The 16,518-nt window shown below is 35.7% G+C and carries 18 protein-coding genes and 2 tRNA genes; 18 read left to right on the top strand and 2 right to left on the bottom strand.

Annotated features, from left to right (window positions below):
* The 10 genes from LX80_RS14595 to LX80_RS13290 all read left to right on the top strand — a co-directional run.
* On the top strand, positions 1-185 hold a 185-nt coding region (locus tag LX80_RS14595), incomplete at its 5' end, for a hypothetical protein (protein WP_211307776.1).
* A 198-nt stretch (positions 186-383) separates the two neighbouring features.
* Positions 384-668 carry a hypothetical protein gene (locus LX80_RS13330; RefSeq protein WP_146250534.1) on the top strand — a complete coding sequence of 95 codons (285 nt, stop codon included), beginning with the start codon at positions 384-386 and terminating at the stop codon, positions 666-668.
* Between the two features lie 497 nt (positions 669-1,165).
* Positions 1,166-1,810, top strand: coding sequence for a hypothetical protein (locus tag LX80_RS13325; protein WP_146250533.1), 645 nt, complete (start codon positions 1,166-1,168; stop codon positions 1,808-1,810).
* A gap of 309 nt (positions 1,811-2,119) precedes the next feature.
* The gene (locus LX80_RS13320; protein ID WP_111297149.1) at positions 2,120-2,617 is read left to right on the top strand and encodes a hypothetical protein; all 498 of its coding nucleotides are present in this window, start codon (positions 2,120-2,122) and stop codon (positions 2,615-2,617) included.
* 131 nt (positions 2,618-2,748) lie between these two features.
* Entirely contained in the window at positions 2,749-3,750 is a 1,002-nt protein-coding gene (locus tag LX80_RS13315; RefSeq protein ID WP_111297148.1) for a hypothetical protein, read from the top strand.
* Between the two features lie 75 nt (positions 3,751-3,825).
* Positions 3,826-4,350, top strand: a complete 525-nt coding sequence (locus LX80_RS13310) for an RDD family protein (RefSeq protein WP_111297147.1) — start codon at positions 3,826-3,828, stop codon at positions 4,348-4,350.
* 83 nt (positions 4,351-4,433) lie between these two features.
* Complete coding sequence (locus tag LX80_RS13305) at positions 4,434-5,159, top strand: YoaK family protein (protein ID WP_111297146.1); 726 nt, start codon at positions 4,434-4,436, stop codon at positions 5,157-5,159.
* A gap of 153 nt (positions 5,160-5,312) precedes the next feature.
* On the top strand, positions 5,313-5,816 hold the full coding sequence (locus tag LX80_RS13300) for a Holliday junction resolvase-like protein (RefSeq protein WP_170120466.1): 504 nt from the start codon (positions 5,313-5,315) through the stop codon (positions 5,814-5,816).
* Positions 5,809-6,324: a Holliday junction resolvase-like protein gene (locus LX80_RS13295; RefSeq protein WP_111297144.1), complete on the top strand. Its 516-nt coding sequence runs from the start codon at positions 5,809-5,811 to the stop codon at positions 6,322-6,324. Before LX80_RS13300 ends, LX80_RS13295 begins: the two co-directional genes overlap by 8 nt.
* Before the next feature lie 256 nt (positions 6,325-6,580).
* A complete protein-coding gene (locus LX80_RS13290) occupies positions 6,581-7,912 on the top strand; it encodes a chloride channel protein (protein ID WP_211307775.1) in 1,332 nt (443 codons plus the stop codon).
* A gap of 7 nt (positions 7,913-7,919) precedes the next feature.
* Here LX80_RS13290 and LX80_RS13285 read toward each other — a convergent pair whose 3' ends face one another.
* Together LX80_RS13285 and LX80_RS13280 are read right to left on the bottom strand one after the other, a co-directional pair.
* On the bottom strand, positions 7,920-8,381 hold the full coding sequence (locus LX80_RS13285) for a hydrogenase (RefSeq protein WP_111297143.1): 462 nt from the start codon (positions 8,379-8,381) through the stop codon (positions 7,920-7,922).
* 307 nt (positions 8,382-8,688) lie between these two features.
* Positions 8,689-8,762: transfer RNA gene (locus LX80_RS13280), tRNA-Ile, on the bottom strand.
* A gap of 258 nt (positions 8,763-9,020) precedes the next feature.
* Between LX80_RS13280 and LX80_RS13275 the strand changes: the two genes are divergently transcribed.
* The 8 genes from LX80_RS13275 to LX80_RS13235 all read left to right on the top strand — a co-directional run bounded on the left by LX80_RS13275 (position 9,021) and on the right by LX80_RS13235 (position 16,505).
* Positions 9,021-9,830 carry an outer membrane beta-barrel protein gene (locus LX80_RS13275; protein WP_146250531.1) on the top strand — a complete coding sequence of 270 codons (810 nt, stop codon included), beginning with the start codon at positions 9,021-9,023 and terminating at the stop codon, positions 9,828-9,830.
* 103 nt (positions 9,831-9,933) lie between these two features.
* Positions 9,934-11,118: a GTPase HflX gene (hflX, locus tag LX80_RS13270; RefSeq protein ID WP_111297155.1), complete on the top strand. Its 1,185-nt coding sequence runs from the start codon at positions 9,934-9,936 to the stop codon at positions 11,116-11,118.
* A 2-nt stretch (positions 11,119-11,120) separates the two neighbouring features.
* Positions 11,121-11,456 (top strand): Rieske (2Fe-2S) protein, encoded by a 336-nt coding sequence (locus tag LX80_RS13265; protein ID WP_111297141.1) that lies wholly within the window; start codon positions 11,121-11,123, stop codon positions 11,454-11,456.
* 106 nt (positions 11,457-11,562) lie between these two features.
* Positions 11,563-11,636 (top strand) — tRNA-Asn (locus LX80_RS13260).
* A 441-nt stretch (positions 11,637-12,077) separates the two neighbouring features.
* Complete coding sequence (locus LX80_RS13255; RefSeq protein ID WP_111297140.1) at positions 12,078-12,512, top strand: hypothetical protein; 435 nt, start codon at positions 12,078-12,080, stop codon at positions 12,510-12,512.
* A 23-nt stretch (positions 12,513-12,535) separates the two neighbouring features.
* Positions 12,536-13,087 (top strand): porin family protein, encoded by a 552-nt coding sequence (locus tag LX80_RS13250; protein WP_170120464.1) that lies wholly within the window; start codon positions 12,536-12,538, stop codon positions 13,085-13,087.
* Between the two features lie 729 nt (positions 13,088-13,816).
* Positions 13,817-14,278 (top strand): (2Fe-2S)-binding protein, encoded by a 462-nt coding sequence (locus LX80_RS13240; protein ID WP_111297137.1) that lies wholly within the window; start codon positions 13,817-13,819, stop codon positions 14,276-14,278.
* A 19-nt stretch (positions 14,279-14,297) separates the two neighbouring features.
* Positions 14,298-16,505, top strand: a complete 2,208-nt coding sequence (locus LX80_RS13235) for a xanthine dehydrogenase family protein molybdopterin-binding subunit (RefSeq protein ID WP_111297136.1) — start codon at positions 14,298-14,300, stop codon at positions 16,503-16,505.
* The last annotated feature ends 13 nt before the right edge of the window (positions 16,506-16,518 follow it).

The raw sequence follows: 16,518 nt of genomic DNA, 5'->3' as shown, positions 1-16,518 counted from the left end.
CAGCACAACAGGGTGTAGCTAAAGCAATAAGTGTGTATAATCATTTACGTCCACATGGTAGTATTAGTTACAAAACACCTATAGAATTACATAATCATAATGAACCGGTTGAAAGGAAATGGAAGAACTATTATGTAAAAAAGGAACTATTAAAAGTTGGAGTTGCTGAGGAAACATACCGATGAAAAAAATATTTCTATAGCTGAGATGGGCTATAAAATATTTTTTTCATCTGCAACCTTAACTTTGAATAGTAAACCAATGGCAGGACTAAAAACAAATCGTAAACCTGTCGTAGGATTAAATCAAAAAAACTGTCAACTATTTTTAGGACGATACATTGTGTTATCAGTGGTTTTCACAGCCAAATAGAGAAAGATGTTTTGCATTACCTGCTCAAAGGCAAACAGCCCATCATTTTGGCATTGGCAAGAGGGCTAAAAGAAAAAGTAGAACCCGAATTTGTAAAGCCATTGGAACAAGGCAGACTGCTCATCATCACCCCGTTTGACAAATCGGTAAAACGAGTAAGCAGTCAAAACGCACAGATACGAAACCAACTTATGACAACACTTGCCGACCAAATCACCATTGGTTATGCAAGCCCTGGCGGACAGTTGGAAGAACTTCTAAAAGGAATTGAGAAACCAATAAACAAAATCGTATGAGCCAACGCATTTTACTCACGGAGTGTTTATTTTCAAAGGTGTTCGTGAATGCTCTGCATTTGCAAGCATATTGCCAAAGCCCCGCAAGCCGACCCGCAAGGTAAAGCTTTGTCAAAGAGCTTGCAAAGCCGACCCAAAGAAAAATTGAAACCGTTCACGGTTCACGAACACCATTAAAAAACAATTATGAAGTGAGTAATTAAAAAAAATCTCCCACCCTTCTGAAAATAAAAAATACGCAACCTCACAACCAGACACGACAAAGACAGAGAAATTCAATATTGACAATGGTTTGCAAGGACGGACTGACAGCACACCAGCTGCCAACATGCGTTTGGCGTCATGCGGGGTGAAGTGCTTAAATTTAAATTCAGTTTTTCAAATCAAATTTTGTGCTATGTTGACAGTGCAGTGCTGCTAAATTCACTAATTTGCCAAGTGCCAAACCGTTGGCTGCAAGCATATAAACAATCACAAATAGATATAAAAAATATAATATGACAGCACAAGCTCATGAAATACTTTTTTTAAATGGTTATGAAACATCAATGGCAGCAGAGCCATTAAACCAATACCTGCAAAATAGAAATGATATCACCTTTAGTCCACAATCTTCAACTTGTTGGCGTGGATACTATGGACAATGGAAGATTGAGGAAAATAAGTTGTTTCTAATTGGACTTGAAGCATATATAATTGGAGACACTGAGACTAAGGTGGGATTAAACTATTTATTTCCGGGTCAAAAAGAAGTTTTTGCAAATTGGTTCAATGGTGAAATAAGAATACCACAAGGGAAAATGTTAGAATACGTACATAGGGGTTATGCTTCCTTATATGAAAGAGATTTATTCCTTGTATTTGAGAATGGAATATTGATTAATCAATATGAAGTTGATAATAAAGAAGAATATCAAGATCGTCTTATTAAAAGACTGTCTCTTACAAAAGAATCAAATAATAAAAAGAAAAAAAGAAATATTGTTATTTCAATTCTTGCAATTATATTAATCGGAATTTGTATAGGAATATATTATTTGATTATGTGGGGTTCCGTAATTAGTTATGTGATATCAACAATTTTAGGTATTGGTTTAATATTCTTAATCTTTTTAGTAATAAAAATTACTTTAAAAAAATAAATGCAGTTTAATAGGAAGAATGAAGAAAGAAAGGGATAGAGTGCTTCCCATTTTGAGTACGCATAAAAAGTATCATTTTTCATTGAATGCTAATCATCTGATTATATTGTTTGCGGGCCGCCCTAAATTTTAAGCCCGAACACAGCATTTTTTTGTTTAATTTTATCAATTCGTTTTTTTTAAACATCTTGTTGTGGTGTTGTATTGTATACAGCAACAGGATGAAAATGAAATAAAAATTTACTAATAATAGTAAACGGATAAAAAAGATCTCGAATCAATTAAAATTTTACACCTAACGCTGTTGCCATGAAAAATAATTTGCATTTTCAATTTTTTGAAGAAAAGGGTAAGCTTTTTGGTTTATGCAATAATACAAAACGGATTATTTGCATAGATCATAAACTGATTTATAAAAAGGAAAAACCGGTTGTTCCCCAGCCACCTCAAAATTCAGAGTATGAATTTGAGAGAGAATACCGATTATTGGACAAACTCTGGGAAATTGAAGAAGAAATGAATTCATATAATACAGAGCAGGAAGAAAAAAAACAACCTATAAAAAAAGATACCATCATTCGTTTTTTGTTACTATATCCCCAAAACTTTAAAAAATTTCTACAATCAATCGATAAAGATTTTGAATCTATCTTAGAGCAAAAACAACTCAGTGGTATTTTAAAAGCATATCATCATAGACAGTCTATTCAACACCAATATCAACTAAAAGCTTTCAAAATAATGCACCGGGAAAATGTATGGACATCACTGCGCTTAAATGAAGAGGGCGAAATAAGAGAAGAATAAATAGCTTCAGCAATTATTCTCTAACTGCTCCTTTTGCTTGCCCAACGAAGGATGCCTTTTGTTGCACAAATATTTAAAACACATTTCATCGTTTCGTTACATAACGGAATAAAATCAATAATTATATACCCATGCTTGAGCAGAAAAAACAAATGCTGATTGAAAGCTTTGAAAAAATGAATGTTTCCATGCTTTCGGTTTTGTTAGATGACGACAAAACGTATCAGGATGTACCTAAAGAACTGTTTGTACAAAAACTTGAAGCGGTTTTTGAAACATTCCAACAAAATGGCGATACCTGTTTAACGGCTCATGCCGGCACTTGCTATTCGGATAGCTGTCCTAATGCAGGTTGCCGAGGTTATGCTTTTGTAGGCAATGCCACCAACAATCATATTAGTCTTATTTTTAAAGATTCTGCGCAAGAGATAGAAGATATTTTTCATTGCGGTGAATTTAAAACAGATGATCCATTCGTTCGTACCAATCAAAAAATTAGGCTAGAAGTGTGGGCCGATGAAATGGCGGCCTTTGAACCGAGTGTTGATTTTTTAATTTTGCTGCAACAAGCGGAAAAAGCTTATGAAACACTAATACAATACCGTGATGACATTATTGATAAAAGCATCTATCTTCCCTGGATAAGCAAATATGCCTCGTTGTATGAAATGGTTAAGCTTCAAATTATGTATTCGGGCTTTCATCGGTTCAATCAATTATATGGTTCTATCAGCTCATTGAATGAATTTTTACCGTATAGTGTAGAAGCGCAACAGGCATTAGAGGCTTATGCTGAAATTGATGTGCAGAATGAACAACAGTTATTGCATTGGCTTACCACTTATGAACCTTTAGGTGATCATTTCATTGGGTTTTTATATGATGAAATAGACCTTGAACACCCCGAAGCGAAAGCTTATTTTACCACCGGCGGATTAAAAATTAGCACAGCCGATTTCAAATACATTGCTTTGTTTAAATTTTATTTTGATGACTATTATTGGTACAAGTTGGATGAATACAACACATTTACCAACGAACAATTAAGAAATGCTTACAACCCTGATGATGAAATAAGTCAATACAGGAGTTCATTAACGTATCATTTAAGGAAAAGAAATAAGTTAAGGTAAGATTCTAATTAATTCATGTTTTTAGTGAAAATGAATGAATGAATCAATATATTTATTGTCATGAAATTCTAAATCATGGAATACAAAAAACGTTGTGAAATATTAGAGGATGGGAAATGGGTATTGGCATCATTTGGTATGCGTGCTCTTTCCATTATATTAGATTTTTTGTTTCTGGGAATAATAATATATTTATTCCAGAAAATTATTCAATTATCCGGTATTCAATTAAAGCACATTAAAATTGAAGGATTTACTCATATTGACATAGAAGGATATGGGATGAATCCAACTGAAAAATTTATTATAAAAGCTATTTTAGTTTGTCTTCCTACTATTTATTTTACTTTAATTACTTATTTTACAAATGGTCAAACTTTAGGGAAAAAAATAACAGGTATAAAAGTAATTGCACTTTATCATAAACACTTAGGTTTATGGCATTGCCTAGAGAGAAGTTTAGGTTATGTCGCATCCTCATTGGAGTTAGGGCTTGGTTTTTTTCAATCTTTATGGAATACGAACAGAATGACTTTGCACGATAAAATTGCTGAAACAATTGTGGTCCGTAAATATAAACGAGTGAAATTGCAGCACTAACTTTTATTTTTATGGAAAATAATAAAACAAACTTAGCAAACCCATTAGTTTAATCAATGCTCTATTAAAAGGGAAATTAGAAAATGTTCAGACACATTGGTGATGCAAGAACTTATTCACATAACATACGTATTGCATCACTTTTATCCTTTGTAGCAGGTATTGTGAATGTAGTTGGATTTTTATCGGTGCAGCGATTAACAACCAATGTAACCGGACACTTTGCTTTTTTTATTGATGATGTATTTAAACTGAACTTTTGGCACGGACTCATTTTTTTGTTGTACATCGTATTCTTTTTATTGGGCTCTTTTATATCTGGCTTTTTGGTGGAATCTATTTTCAGGTGGAATAAAGCTTACGTTTACATTATACCTGCAATATTGGAAAGTGCTTTATTATTTTTTGTTGCTTTTTTGGGAAAGCTGATACATACAGCACCCGATACATTGGCTTTTTTACTATTGTTTACCATGGGTTTACAAAATTCATTGGTAACCAACATTTCAAAAGCAACCGTTAGAACCACACACCTTACCGGTTTATTCACCGATTTGGGTATTGAACTTTCACAGCTGTTTTTTTACCATGAACCGGAACAGAAAAAAAAGTTACTATCATCTATTCGTTTAAGATTTACAATCATTGCCTTCTTTTTTATAGGCGGTACGGGTGCCGGTTTGCTCTATTCATCACTGAAACTAAAAGTATTGATTGTTGCAGGTGCCGTGTTGTTAATAGGTGCTACTTTCGATTATTGGAAATATGGTATTATTAAAGCCAAACGAAAATACAGTCGCAAAACATAATGAATATATCTTCAGCAAAGGCTTCATTAAATTTTGTTGGCCTGATATACTTAGCGAAAATATATTTAAATAAAAATTCACATTTCTTTTTTATTTAACTTTAAAATCACTTTACTCGTATTCATTTATTCACAATGCTAACCATTCATGTATATGCCAACCAACAACGAAAAAGCGGCCAAAGAAATTATTAGCACACTTAATTCCGGCAATTTTTACTGTGAATGCCCGTGTGGGTGTGGCGAAGAAATCCGGTTAAAAGATGCCGATTTGTTTTACTTGAATAATTTTTCTGCATCAGGCAAAGTTGCACAACAAGAAATGTTGGAAGATTTGAAGCAACAACGTAAGGAATTAAAAGAACGAGCAGCGAATATGACCAAACGTCCACAGCTAACAGCAAAAGCAGTGAATATTGGTTTTATACTAGAAAGAATTGCCCCGGCTTTCCCGCATTTCCCTTTTCAACACAATGATTGTCGTTCCTTATTCGACCCCATTGATTATATCATTTTTGAAGGGTTACACAAAAGCGGTATCGTTAACAAAATTATTTTCACGGATATAAAAACCGGTGCTGCTAAATTAAAAAATAATCAAAAGGCCATTAAGGCATTAATTGAAAGCAAAAATGTAAAGTTTCAGATATATGAATAACCTCACTAATAATCAACTGCTGCAATTTTTTCAATTGCAACGCCAAATTTTTGGCGTTTGTCCGCATACCGGAAAAATTTTTCGCTTAAGCGATTGCCAGATTTATGTAAAGAAAAAACCGGAACCCGATTGGTTACAGCAAATTGAAGCAGCACAGCAACGCATAAATCGTGCAGAAGAAAAATTAGATGAGAAAGAAGCAGAAATTAGAGAAAAAGCGCGTGATGCCGGCAGAAAAGAAGCTGAGAAAATGATTAAAAAAATTGATACTATTTTTCAACCACTTAAATTGAATCCGGATGATTCAAAAGTTATTTTTCATCCGGTTGATTTTGTAGTGTTCAATGGCATGAAGTCGGGGCAATTGAAAAATGTTTTGTTTCTAGATAAAGTGCAAAAACAAACTGATAAACGGTTGCAACAAAGCATTCAAAAAGTAATTGAAAAAGGAAATTATGAGTGGGTTACTTTAAGGGTGGAAGAAAATGGCACCATAAAGGAAGAGTAAATGTATTTCTATTTTGTTCCTCGTTTAAAAAACAAACTAATTCGTTAAAGCATCAAACAGAGGCAAATCATTAAGACACCACAGCTTAAGTAACACCTGTATTTTCAATGACGGCTATTGCAACGGTTATGCACTTGTGTAAAGTGGGTTGTTTATACTACAAAATTCGGTTAACCGTTTTAAGCCAATCTTAATATTTTATGAGGAATGGCAGGCTTCTTACAGTACACGATTACACTTGAAGTAAGCGGCAAAAATGTTTACTTTTGCGGCTCATTCAACTTATCAATCGCTCATCCATCAATCGTCCATAAAATTGAAATTAAGGCAAAGAAGAAAAATAGTTCGCTACTTAAATATTTTGGATAAACCTATTCAACCAAGTCCACTGGTATTTAGTAGAACTTTTTTATTGTGGGCATTGGTTGGTTTAGTGGGTGGCATAATAGCCGGCTTGTATTGGATTGGTCTTGATTTTTTGATGCACTTTTTTGGTTATTTTAAAGGATGGCAGGTTATTCCTTTAATGGCAACCACCGGTTTATTGGCAGGGTTGGTCATTCATTTTATTGGAGATCCCGGTGAGTTAAATTTAATTGTCAACAATATTCGTTTTAACAAAGGGAAGTTAGATCCTAAGAACAATCCTTCAATGATTGTGTCTTCCTTATTGTGTGTTGCTTCGGGTGGAAGCTTAGGTCCGGAAGCACCATTGGTACAAGTAACCGGCTCAACAGGTAGTTGGATTGGAAAATTATTTCGATTAAAAGGTGAAGAATTACGTTCATTAAGTATTGCCGGTATGGCGTCGGGATTTACCGCTTTGTTTGGTGCACCATTAGGCGGCAGTTTATTTGCTTTAGAAGTGTTGCATTATGAATATGCTGCTTTGTATTATAAAGCCATTATTCCTGCTTTTGTAGCCAGTTGCTTTAGCTACCTCATTTTTGCATTGATTATGCATTTAGGCGTTGGTCCTATTTGGAATTTTTCGGCCTATACTTTTTCAGGCATATTCGATTTTGGTTATGCTGAATTGTTTGCCATTGTTGGTGCAGCCATAGGATGGGTGTTTATTCTGGTCACCAAATTTTTAAAAAACAATTTTGAGAAAAAGCCCATTCCTATTTATATCAAAACAGGCATTGGCGGGTTATTATTGGGTATTATAGCTTATTACTTACCCTTAACGCGTTATTTCGGTCACCATGAAATTAATGAGTTGATTTCCGAAAAGTTTACATTACAGTTATTGATGGCGATATTGATTTTTAAAATTATTGCCATTGCTATTAGTGTAACATCGGGTTGGCGGGGTGGTTTTATTATTCCTTTGTTTTTTGTTGGTGCTACATTGGGATTAATTATTCACCAATTATTTCCGGGCACTAATTTATTATTGGCTATGGTAAGTTGTATGGCCGCAGTAAATGCCTGTGTAACGCGCACACCCATGAGTACTACTATTCTATTGGCAACGTTAACCGGCTTTGGACAATTCATTCCCATATTTTTTGCCAGTTTAACCGGCTATTTTCTGGCACCTAAAATACCTTTTATTACATCACAAATGGCGCAGGAGGAATAAAGTATTGTTATTGATTTTCAAAAGCAAACTGTGTTTTTTTTATGTGCTGATAATACCCCACCAGCACAATTACTAATGCCACCAAAATGCCCAGTGATAAAGTGACTAATAAAACACTGATGATCAATTCTGCCCATGCTGCGCCTACTTGTCCTGCAGCAAGAGGCAACATTTTGCCGGCATTAAAAATAGCGGCTAATGAAACTGCAGTAATATTGGCAAAACAAGCATAGATCATCAACCAAAAACTAATGGTTAATAGGTGTTTCGGCAATACCAGCTTTGGCCAAATTAGTCCAAGTACCATTAACAATATCCCATTCATCAGTCCTTCTAAATGCGCAGATAATCCCATTCGGGGGTTAGGTAACAAGGGTATAAACAACCCAATCAACAATCCTAATACAAAAAGCAATAATCCCCAAAACAGGAGTAAGTGGCTTTGGTGTGTGGCTATATTGGTTGGCATACAGGGTATATTTTAACTTATAGAAACAATTGGTGTTATCCATTGGCTTTGTCAGAAAAATACAAAACGTTTCTTTAAAGCCATAATTTTTGAATTTGAGCCCGCTCATTGTAAAACAAATACAACAACCAGCTCTTAAGTTGGTATTGGATGATTATTAGGCAAAGGGGAAGGGAAATATAGAAGAAGGCCGATGGCAAAATATGCAATTAAAGCCAACACTGCGTAAAGCACAATTCGTTACTTAAACACTCATTAAAACAAAAAACCTGTTCACCAAATGGTAACAGGCTTTTTTTATAAGGGGTGGGCCCACCTGGGCTTGAACCAGGGACCCCCTGATTATGAGTCAGGTGCTCTAACCAGCTGAGCTATAGGCCCTGAGCTTTTGGCTCAAAGAGGCGCAAAAATAACTAAAATGCGCTATTTTCCAAATCGCTTTTCCATTAACCAATTGAATTCATACATCTTGCTGTATTCAGTTCAAAAATTAGTAAATGCTTAGGTTGAAAATTGCTACACCTTCAATTAATTATACCCAATATTAGCTTTTGCTTATTTTTAACCCTTTCAATGGCTGCAATTCTGTTATTTTTGTCCTATTCTAAAAAAATGTTAAACCACTCGTATTTATACCGAATGAAAAAAACGATACTATTACTGCTGCTTAGTGTAGGAACCTTAACAATGGCTCACGCACAAATTTCTAATTTGTTCCATAAAAAAGGCAAAACCGATTCAACTGCACAACATAAAACACGTAAAGAGCCCAAGCCTGTTATTCCCAAAATTAAAACCGACTGGAGTAAGGTTGATGTAAGCAAAGTACCTTCCGATCACTTTTTAGTGCAGTTTGGTAGCGATACTTGGGTAGGTAAACCCAATCCGGATACCATTGGTACCAAGGGCTTTAGCAGGCATTTTAATTTTTATGCTATGCTTAACCGACCTTTTAAATCTGATAAACGCTTTAGTGTAGCGTATGGTTTGGGCATAGGCTCCAGCAATATTTTCTTCGACCATCGGTATGTAAAAGTGTGGGCACCCAGCCAAACACTTCCTTTTGATAGTACTACACGCTTCAAAAAATCGAAGGTTACAACTATTTATCTGCAAGCACCTGTTGAACTACGCTATTTCTCTAATCCGGTTGATCCGCAACATTCCTGGAAATTTGCTGTTGGTGCCAAAGTGGGTACTTTATTGAAAGCTTATTTTAAAGGAAAGAACTTATTAGATATTAACAACAACAGCTTATACGGTACACAATATGTGCTAAAAGAAAGCAATAAAAAATTCTTTAATGGAACATTTTTGGCGGCGACTGCCCGAGCGGGGTACGGAAATGTTTCCCTGAATATAGATTACTCGGTACTGGGAGTGTTGAAACAAAATGCCGGGCCTGTAATGAATACGCTTTCCATAGGTCTTACCATTAGTGGATTGTAAGTATTAATACTGATAACAAAAGCTTTTGCCCTTTTAGCTATTGGCTAAAGGGGCATTTTATTGGCCCGCATTTATGCAATACCTTTGTATAAAATATTGCCTTTTGATAGATAAACAACAAATAGCAGCGGAAGAAAAAGCCATTTTAATTGGTTTAGTAACTAAAGAGGATACCCCTGAACAAATAGAGGAATACTTAGATGAATTGGCCTTTTTAGCTGAAACAGCCGGCGCCATAACACTAAAGCGGTTTGTACAAAAATTACCGCACCCCGATAGTCGCACCTTTATTGGAAAAGGAAAATTGGAAGAAATAAAAGCCTATGTCCAAAACAAAGGTGTAGCATTGGCCATTGTAGATGATGAATTAAGCGGTTCGCAAATTTCAAATATTCAAGATGCCATTGGTATTAGAACCATTGATCGGAGCGATTTAATTTTAGACATTTTTGCGCGTCGTGCACGCACTGCACAGGCAAAAGTGCAGGTTGAATTAGCGCAATACCAATATTTATTACCTCGCTTAAAAGGTATGTGGAAACACTTAGAGCGCCAGGGTGGAGGTATTGGTACACGTGGACCCGGTGAAACTGAAATAGAAACTGACCGCCGAATTGTAAAAGACAAAATTGCTTTACTGCGCAAGCGTTTACAGGAAATAGATAAACAAGCCTTTACACAACGTAAGGAAAGGGGTGAATTTATTCGTGTTGCATTGGTAGGATATACTAATGTGGGTAAAAGCACCATCATGAATCTTTTAAGTAAAAGCGAAGTGTTTGCAGAAAATAAACTCTTTGCAACATTAGATACCACTACCCGCAAAGTAGTATTTGAAAACACGCCTTTCTTATTAAGTGACACTGTTGGATTTATAAGAAAACTGCCGCATCATTTAGTAGAAAGTTTTAAAAGTACTTTAGATGAAGTGCGCGAAGCGGATATTTTATTGCATGTGGTTGATATTTCGCACCCAAAATTTGAGGAGCAAATGGGAACCGTGCAAAAAACCCTACAAGATATTAAAGCCTTTGATAAACCTATACTCACCGTTTTCAATAAAATGGATTTGTATGAAGCTAAATATTTCGACGAGTGGCTTTCTGATGAGGTAAAAACAGATATTTTGAACGATTTGTATAGTAAATGGCAACACCTTACCGATGGCAATTGTGTATTCATTGCAGCGGCGGAAAAAAGAAACATTGAGCAATTAAGGAAAGAAATATTGGAAAAAGTTCGGAAAATGTATCAGGTACGTTATCCTTATAAAACAGTACACTTTTAACCATGTGGTGGAAGAAACAAGCTGAGGAGTGGGTAAATGCCGGTCCGTTATTACAATGGTTTCAGCCGGGCGAACAGGGGTTAAAATTAGCAGAAATAGCGGGCAAGACTATTACTTTGGCACAATGGAATGGTCGTCAATTTGCTTTTGCCAAAAAATGTCCCCATGCCGGAGGCATATTGGCAAATGGGTATATAGATGCGCAGGGTTGTATTACTTGTCCTTTACATCATTATAAATTTAATATGGAAAACGGTCGTAATGTATCGGGCGAAGGTTATTATTTAAAAACATATGCTGTAAAAATTGAAGCTGGTGATTGGTGGATTGCCTTGTGATAAAGTAAATAAAAGATTGAACTAAAATATTTTGGCATTTTTTTGTGTGATATTTTGCAGAAAAACATTTTTCCCTATTTTTGCGCTCCGCAATTGCGGAAGGTATTCCCGAATAGCTCAGCTGGTTAGAGCATCTGACTGTTAATCAGAGGGTCACTGGTTCAAGTCCAGTTTCGGGAGCGAAAATGAAAGGTAGTCCAAACGGCTACCTTTTTTGTTGGTGTGTGTTAAGGTTAATAGTATGTTTAGTTGCACGAGCCGGGATGGTTTAAACAATTAACTGTAAAATCTAAATTCTAACCAATTGAAAATAAAAAGCTGTTTTATATAGCTTCCCTATTGATAATGTTAGTCAATCAATTATTCATTTCCCAAGTATTAGCCTGCTTTCTTTGGTTTTAGATAAGCCACATTTTTATCTCAAATTAAAATCTTGTGCTCTTCTCATATTCATACCATATCAGTAAACCCTTCTAAAGTTGGATTTTTAAGCCCCATTCCATACCGATGATACATGGATTAAAATTGTTAAAAAAAAATAAATAAAAAATTTTTTAACTTAATCATTTTTTTTAATTTCTAAGTTGTAACACTTAGTCTTAAAATCCTAAATTCAACACAATGTTTAAGCAAGCCTTTTTCATGGCCATTATTCTAAGCTTAATGTTGGCCATAGGATGTAAAAAAGAAGGTTCTTCACCCGGTAACGGAAATCCAGCATACTGGTCAGTTAAATATGAAGTAACCAGTACTAACCCAAAAACCAGAGTTCAAGTAATTTTAAATGATGAAACCGGCAATCAAAGGATGTTTGGAACTTTAATGGATAGTACTACTTATCAACCTGTACCTTTCAGTTATAGTGCCCAATTTTCAAAAGATCCCGGTTTAAGTTTTGCCCGAGGGCTATCTGCTATAGTGGTTGATGCCAGTAATTTTAATATTGACAAAGATGTAATCACCATGAAAATATTTGTAGATGGAAAATTGGTTAATCAATCAACCAGTAAAACGGGGGTATTATTTATTGCATCTGTCGCCTATTTGCTTAATTAACTGAACAATAAAAAACAATGCATATGAGAAAAACGCTAATTATTTTGGTATTTACCTTTTTAGGGTATGTTGCACATGCGCAACTTAATTTTGGGGTTAAAGGGGGAGTAAATTTTGCCTCCATTAAAGCTTCCGGCTCAGGTGTTACAATTTCAACGAACGGTATTACTTCATTTCAATTGGGTGCTTTTGCGAACTACGAACTAAATGAACAATTCAAATTGCAGCCCGAATTACTATTTATGGGAATAGGCGGTACTGCATTTACCGGAGAAAAAATTAATGTTAACTATGTAGCATTGCCCATAATGGCTCAATATTATTTAGGTGAAAAATTTTATGTGGAGGCAGGCCCTCAATTCGGCTTGCTGCTATCTGCTAAAGAAGCCGGAACAGACATAAAAAGTATGTTCAAATCAACTGATTTGCAATTAGCAGGTGGGGCCGGCTTTAAATTATCCGATAATTTTATTGTAGGTGCCCGATATGGTTTTAGTATTTCAAATATTGATGCTTTTCCCGGTGAGACTGCCAAAAACCGTTGCTTCAGTTTAACATTGGCATACCAGTTTTAATTCCATTTTTATTATAAAAGTTAAAAAAGCTCCTGCCATGGAGCTTTTTAATTTTTTAAAAAAAAGGCCATCCTGTAGAAACAGAACAGCCGCTAACGATTGCTTGCCATATGAAAACTTGTCATCAATATTTTCTCTCTTGTCTTCTCTATGCACTGTAAAAATGCAAAAATTTGTCTTTCAAAAGAAATATTATTTCTTTGTATTTATGATGCCCAAATTGTTTTTTCAATTACAAAAACCTATAAATCAATGTTTTATAAGCTTTTTAATGTTATGTCCAAAACAAATATGTAAAAATATAATTTATTTATTTTGATTTTTATATCATTTTTTCTCTAAAAAATTCATTTTTTTGATGCCGGAATAGAAAATACAAACACCTATTTTTTATTTTAATATTTATTCTGCAATATTTTTACATTTACAAAGTAAGTACCCAATCGGCATATTAAGTTAGGCAATTGGTTAAATAATCATCAATTAAATGTAAAATAACTGTAACAAAATGAGCTAGCAATCGTTTCAGGAGTTAGCGGTTAATCTTTCATCTGCTTTTAAAAAAATCCCATTTTTTAAACAAGCGAACTTTTGTTTTGTTGAGGCTTATGTTTTGTGTAAATTTAAACCTCGATTTAGGCTTGCTATTCCGGCTGTTTTAATTTACACGCTTAAATTATATGCAACTACATAAGAACTCACTCCATTTATCATATTAAAACGATTGTCATGATAACGTTAAATGTCAATAACAAGACCTACAATTTAGATGTGGCACCGGATATGCCACTGTTATGGGCTATTCGGGATTATGTGGATTTAACAGGTACCAAATTTGGCTGCGGTATTGCACAATGTGGTGCATGTACGGTTCATGTAAATGGCAGCCCCGTTAGGTCGTGCAGTTTTCCCGTTGCTGCTGCGGTTGGAAAAAATATTACTACCATTGAAGGCTTGGCCGATAATAAAATTGGGCAGGCAGTGGAAAAAGCATGGATAGAATTGCAAGTGCCACAATGTGGATATTGCCAATCAGGCCAAATTATGAGTGCAACAGCTTTGTTGAAAAATAAACCCAAGCCAACCGATGCAGATATTGATGCCGCTATGATGGGAAATTTATGCCGCTGTGGTACTTATCAACGTATTCGCTCAGCTATTCATAGGGCTGCTGAAATCATCAATGCTTAATGTTTAAAAATATTTACATATGTCTGAGTCAACTACCACTAAGCTACATCGCCGCCAATTCTTGAAGTTATCAGGATTTACCGGTACCGGCCTTATGCTGGGTCTTTCTTTAAAAGCCAATGGCGAATCAGTTATAGAAAAAATAACCCGCTCTTATTTAGATAAAGAAAGGTTAGAAACAATAGCCGCAAATGCCGATGCTTATAACCTTACTCCTTTTGTTATTATTGAACCTTCAGGTACAATTACTATTATGAATCCTCGCCCAGAAATTGGACAAGGAGTTTTTCAATCGGTTCCATCATTAATAGCTGAAGAGTTGGAAGTGCCTTTAGATGGCGTTACCATTTTGCAAACCGGTGGCCAGAAAAAATATGGAAATGGGCAATTTGCCGGCGGCAGTTCATCTGTTAGAACCAGTTATATACAAATGCGCCAAATTGGTGCAGCAGCAAAAGACATGTTAATTGCTGCAGCAGCGCAACAATGGGGTGTTCCGGTTGCCGAATGTTATGCAGATAATGCCAAAATAATTCATAAACCTTCGGGGAAAACAGTTGGATATGGAGCTGTTGCTGAAGCTGCATCAAAATTAGAAGTACCCAAAAACCCCGCATTGAAAGATCCCAAAGATTTTAAAATATTGGGAAAGCGCTATCCAAGGCCCGATGTTCCTTTAAAATCAACCGGCAAAGCCATTTTTGGAATTGATGTAAAAGTGCCGGGAATGGTATATGCTTCTATAGAACGTTGCCCTGTTTTTGGTGGCAAACTGGTGAAGTATGATGATACCGCCGCTAAAAAAGTGAAAGGTGTAATTGGGGTAGAAACTTGTGAGCGCGACATTAACGGGCATCATTCGGTTGGAGTGGCTGTTTTAGCAGAAAACTACTGGGCGGCTTTGCAGGGAAGAAAAGCATTGAAGGTAACATGGGATTATGATGGGCATGAATCATTCAACTCCAACAGCTTTGCCGAAAGTTTACGACAGGCAGCAAAAGAAGAAGGGGCCATTGATCATGAACAAGGGAATTTCGATAAGGCTTTTGCCGATGCCCCTGTAAAATTAGAGGCATTTTATGAAACGCCTGTTGTATCGCATTCTGCTATCGAGCCTATGAATTGTATCTGCAGTTGGTACGATAATAATAAAATTGAAATATGGGCATCTACGCAAGTACCCGGTCGTATCATGGATCAATTCACGAAAAAATACAATGTGCCTGAAGAAAATATTACCATACATGTTTTATTCAGTGGCGGTGGTTTTGGAAGAAGATTATATCCCGATTATGTGGAAGAAGCATTGGAATTAAGTAAAAAAGTGGGCAAACCCGTTAAATCTATTTGGACAAGGGAAGATGATACAAAAATGGGTCCTTTCCGTCCCATGACTTTCTCTGCATTCAAAGGGGCTTTAGACGCAAATGGTAATCCCGTTGCCTTTCAACATAAAGTAATTGCCCCAACTTTAGATGGAAATAAAAATTATGATAAAACAAAGACGAACAAAACTATGACTGAGGGAATTAGCGAACAGAAATACGAAATTCCTAATATGAAAAATCTGTTCGTATTCCATTATATGCCTGTACCATTGGCTGCTTGGCGAGCAGTTACCAGTACCACTTTAGCGTTTGCACATGAATGTTTTTTGGATGAAATGGCGGTTGCTGCCAAAAAAGATCCTATGGATTTTAGAATGGCCATGCTTACCAAGCCAAGTGATACCAAAACATTGATGCAAAAATTACGCGAAGTATCAAAATGGGACACACCTTTGCCCAAAGGTTGGGGTAGAGGCGTAGCACAATGGGAGTTTTTTGCCGGATTAGCAGGATATGTAATTGAAGTTTCTAAAAAAGGAAATGGCATTAAAATAGAAAAAGCATATGCTGTTATTGACTTAGGAACAGTGGTAAATCCCGATACAGTAGAAGCGCAAGTGCAAGGTGCTGCGGTAATGGCATTAGGTGCCGCCATAAAAAATGGTATTACTTTTAATAACGGACAAACTGTTCAAAGTAACTATAACAATAATCCTATTATTCGCATCAATGAAATGCCGCCGGTAGAGGTACATATAATTGCTAATGGAGGTCCTGTTATTAAAGGCGTGGGCGAACCCGGATTACCACCCTTTGCCCCTGCATTGTGCAATGCTATTTATGCCGCAACCGGAAAAAGAATAAGAAAACTTCCATTTGATATAAACAATATTGTTTAACCTAACTATACGC

The sequence above is a fragment of the Hydrotalea sandarakina genome, assembly GCF_003254115.1.
Lineage (GTDB): Bacteria > Bacteroidota > Bacteroidia > Chitinophagales > Chitinophagaceae > Hydrotalea > Hydrotalea sandarakina.
This window is presented reverse-complemented; position numbering and strand designations above follow the sequence as displayed.

Bases quoted from the DNA above. Each gene is read 5' to 3' on its own strand.
- LX80_RS13320 (WP_111297149.1), top strand. From the start codon at position 2,120: ATGAAAAATAATTTGCATTTTCAATTTTTTGAAGAAAAGGGTAAGCTT.
- LX80_RS13300 (WP_170120466.1), top strand. From the start codon at position 5,313: ATGCCAACCAACAACGAAAAAGCGGCCAAAGAAATTATTAGCACACTT.
- LX80_RS13235 (WP_111297136.1), top strand. From the start codon at position 14,298: ATGTCTGAGTCAACTACCACTAAGCTACATCGCCGCCAATTCTTGAAG.
- LX80_RS13315 (WP_111297148.1), top strand. From the start codon at position 2,749: ATGCTTGAGCAGAAAAAACAAATGCTGATTGAAAGCTTTGAAAAAATG.
- LX80_RS13255 (WP_111297140.1), top strand. From the start codon at position 12,078: ATGTTTAAGCAAGCCTTTTTCATGGCCATTATTCTAAGCTTAATGTTG.
- LX80_RS13310 (WP_111297147.1), top strand. From the start codon at position 3,826: ATGGAATACAAAAAACGTTGTGAAATATTAGAGGATGGGAAATGGGTA.
- LX80_RS13240 (WP_111297137.1), top strand. From the start codon at position 13,817: ATGATAACGTTAAATGTCAATAACAAGACCTACAATTTAGATGTGGCA.
- LX80_RS13290 (WP_211307775.1), top strand. From the start codon at position 6,581: ATGTTTACTTTTGCGGCTCATTCAACTTATCAATCGCTCATCCATCAA.
- LX80_RS13295 (WP_111297144.1), top strand. From the start codon at position 5,809: ATGAATAACCTCACTAATAATCAACTGCTGCAATTTTTTCAATTGCAA.
- LX80_RS13265 (WP_111297141.1), top strand. From the start codon at position 11,121: ATGTGGTGGAAGAAACAAGCTGAGGAGTGGGTAAATGCCGGTCCGTTA.
- LX80_RS13305 (WP_111297146.1), top strand. From the start codon at position 4,434: ATGTTCAGACACATTGGTGATGCAAGAACTTATTCACATAACATACGT.
- LX80_RS13250 (WP_170120464.1), top strand. From the start codon at position 12,536: ATGAGAAAAACGCTAATTATTTTGGTATTTACCTTTTTAGGGTATGTT.
- LX80_RS13285 (WP_111297143.1), bottom strand. From the start codon at position 8,381: ATGCCAACCAATATAGCCACACACCAAAGCCACTTACTCCTGTTTTGG.
- LX80_RS13325 (WP_146250533.1), top strand. From the start codon at position 1,166: ATGACAGCACAAGCTCATGAAATACTTTTTTTAAATGGTTATGAAACA.
- LX80_RS13275 (WP_146250531.1), top strand. From the start codon at position 9,021: ATGAAAAAAACGATACTATTACTGCTGCTTAGTGTAGGAACCTTAACA.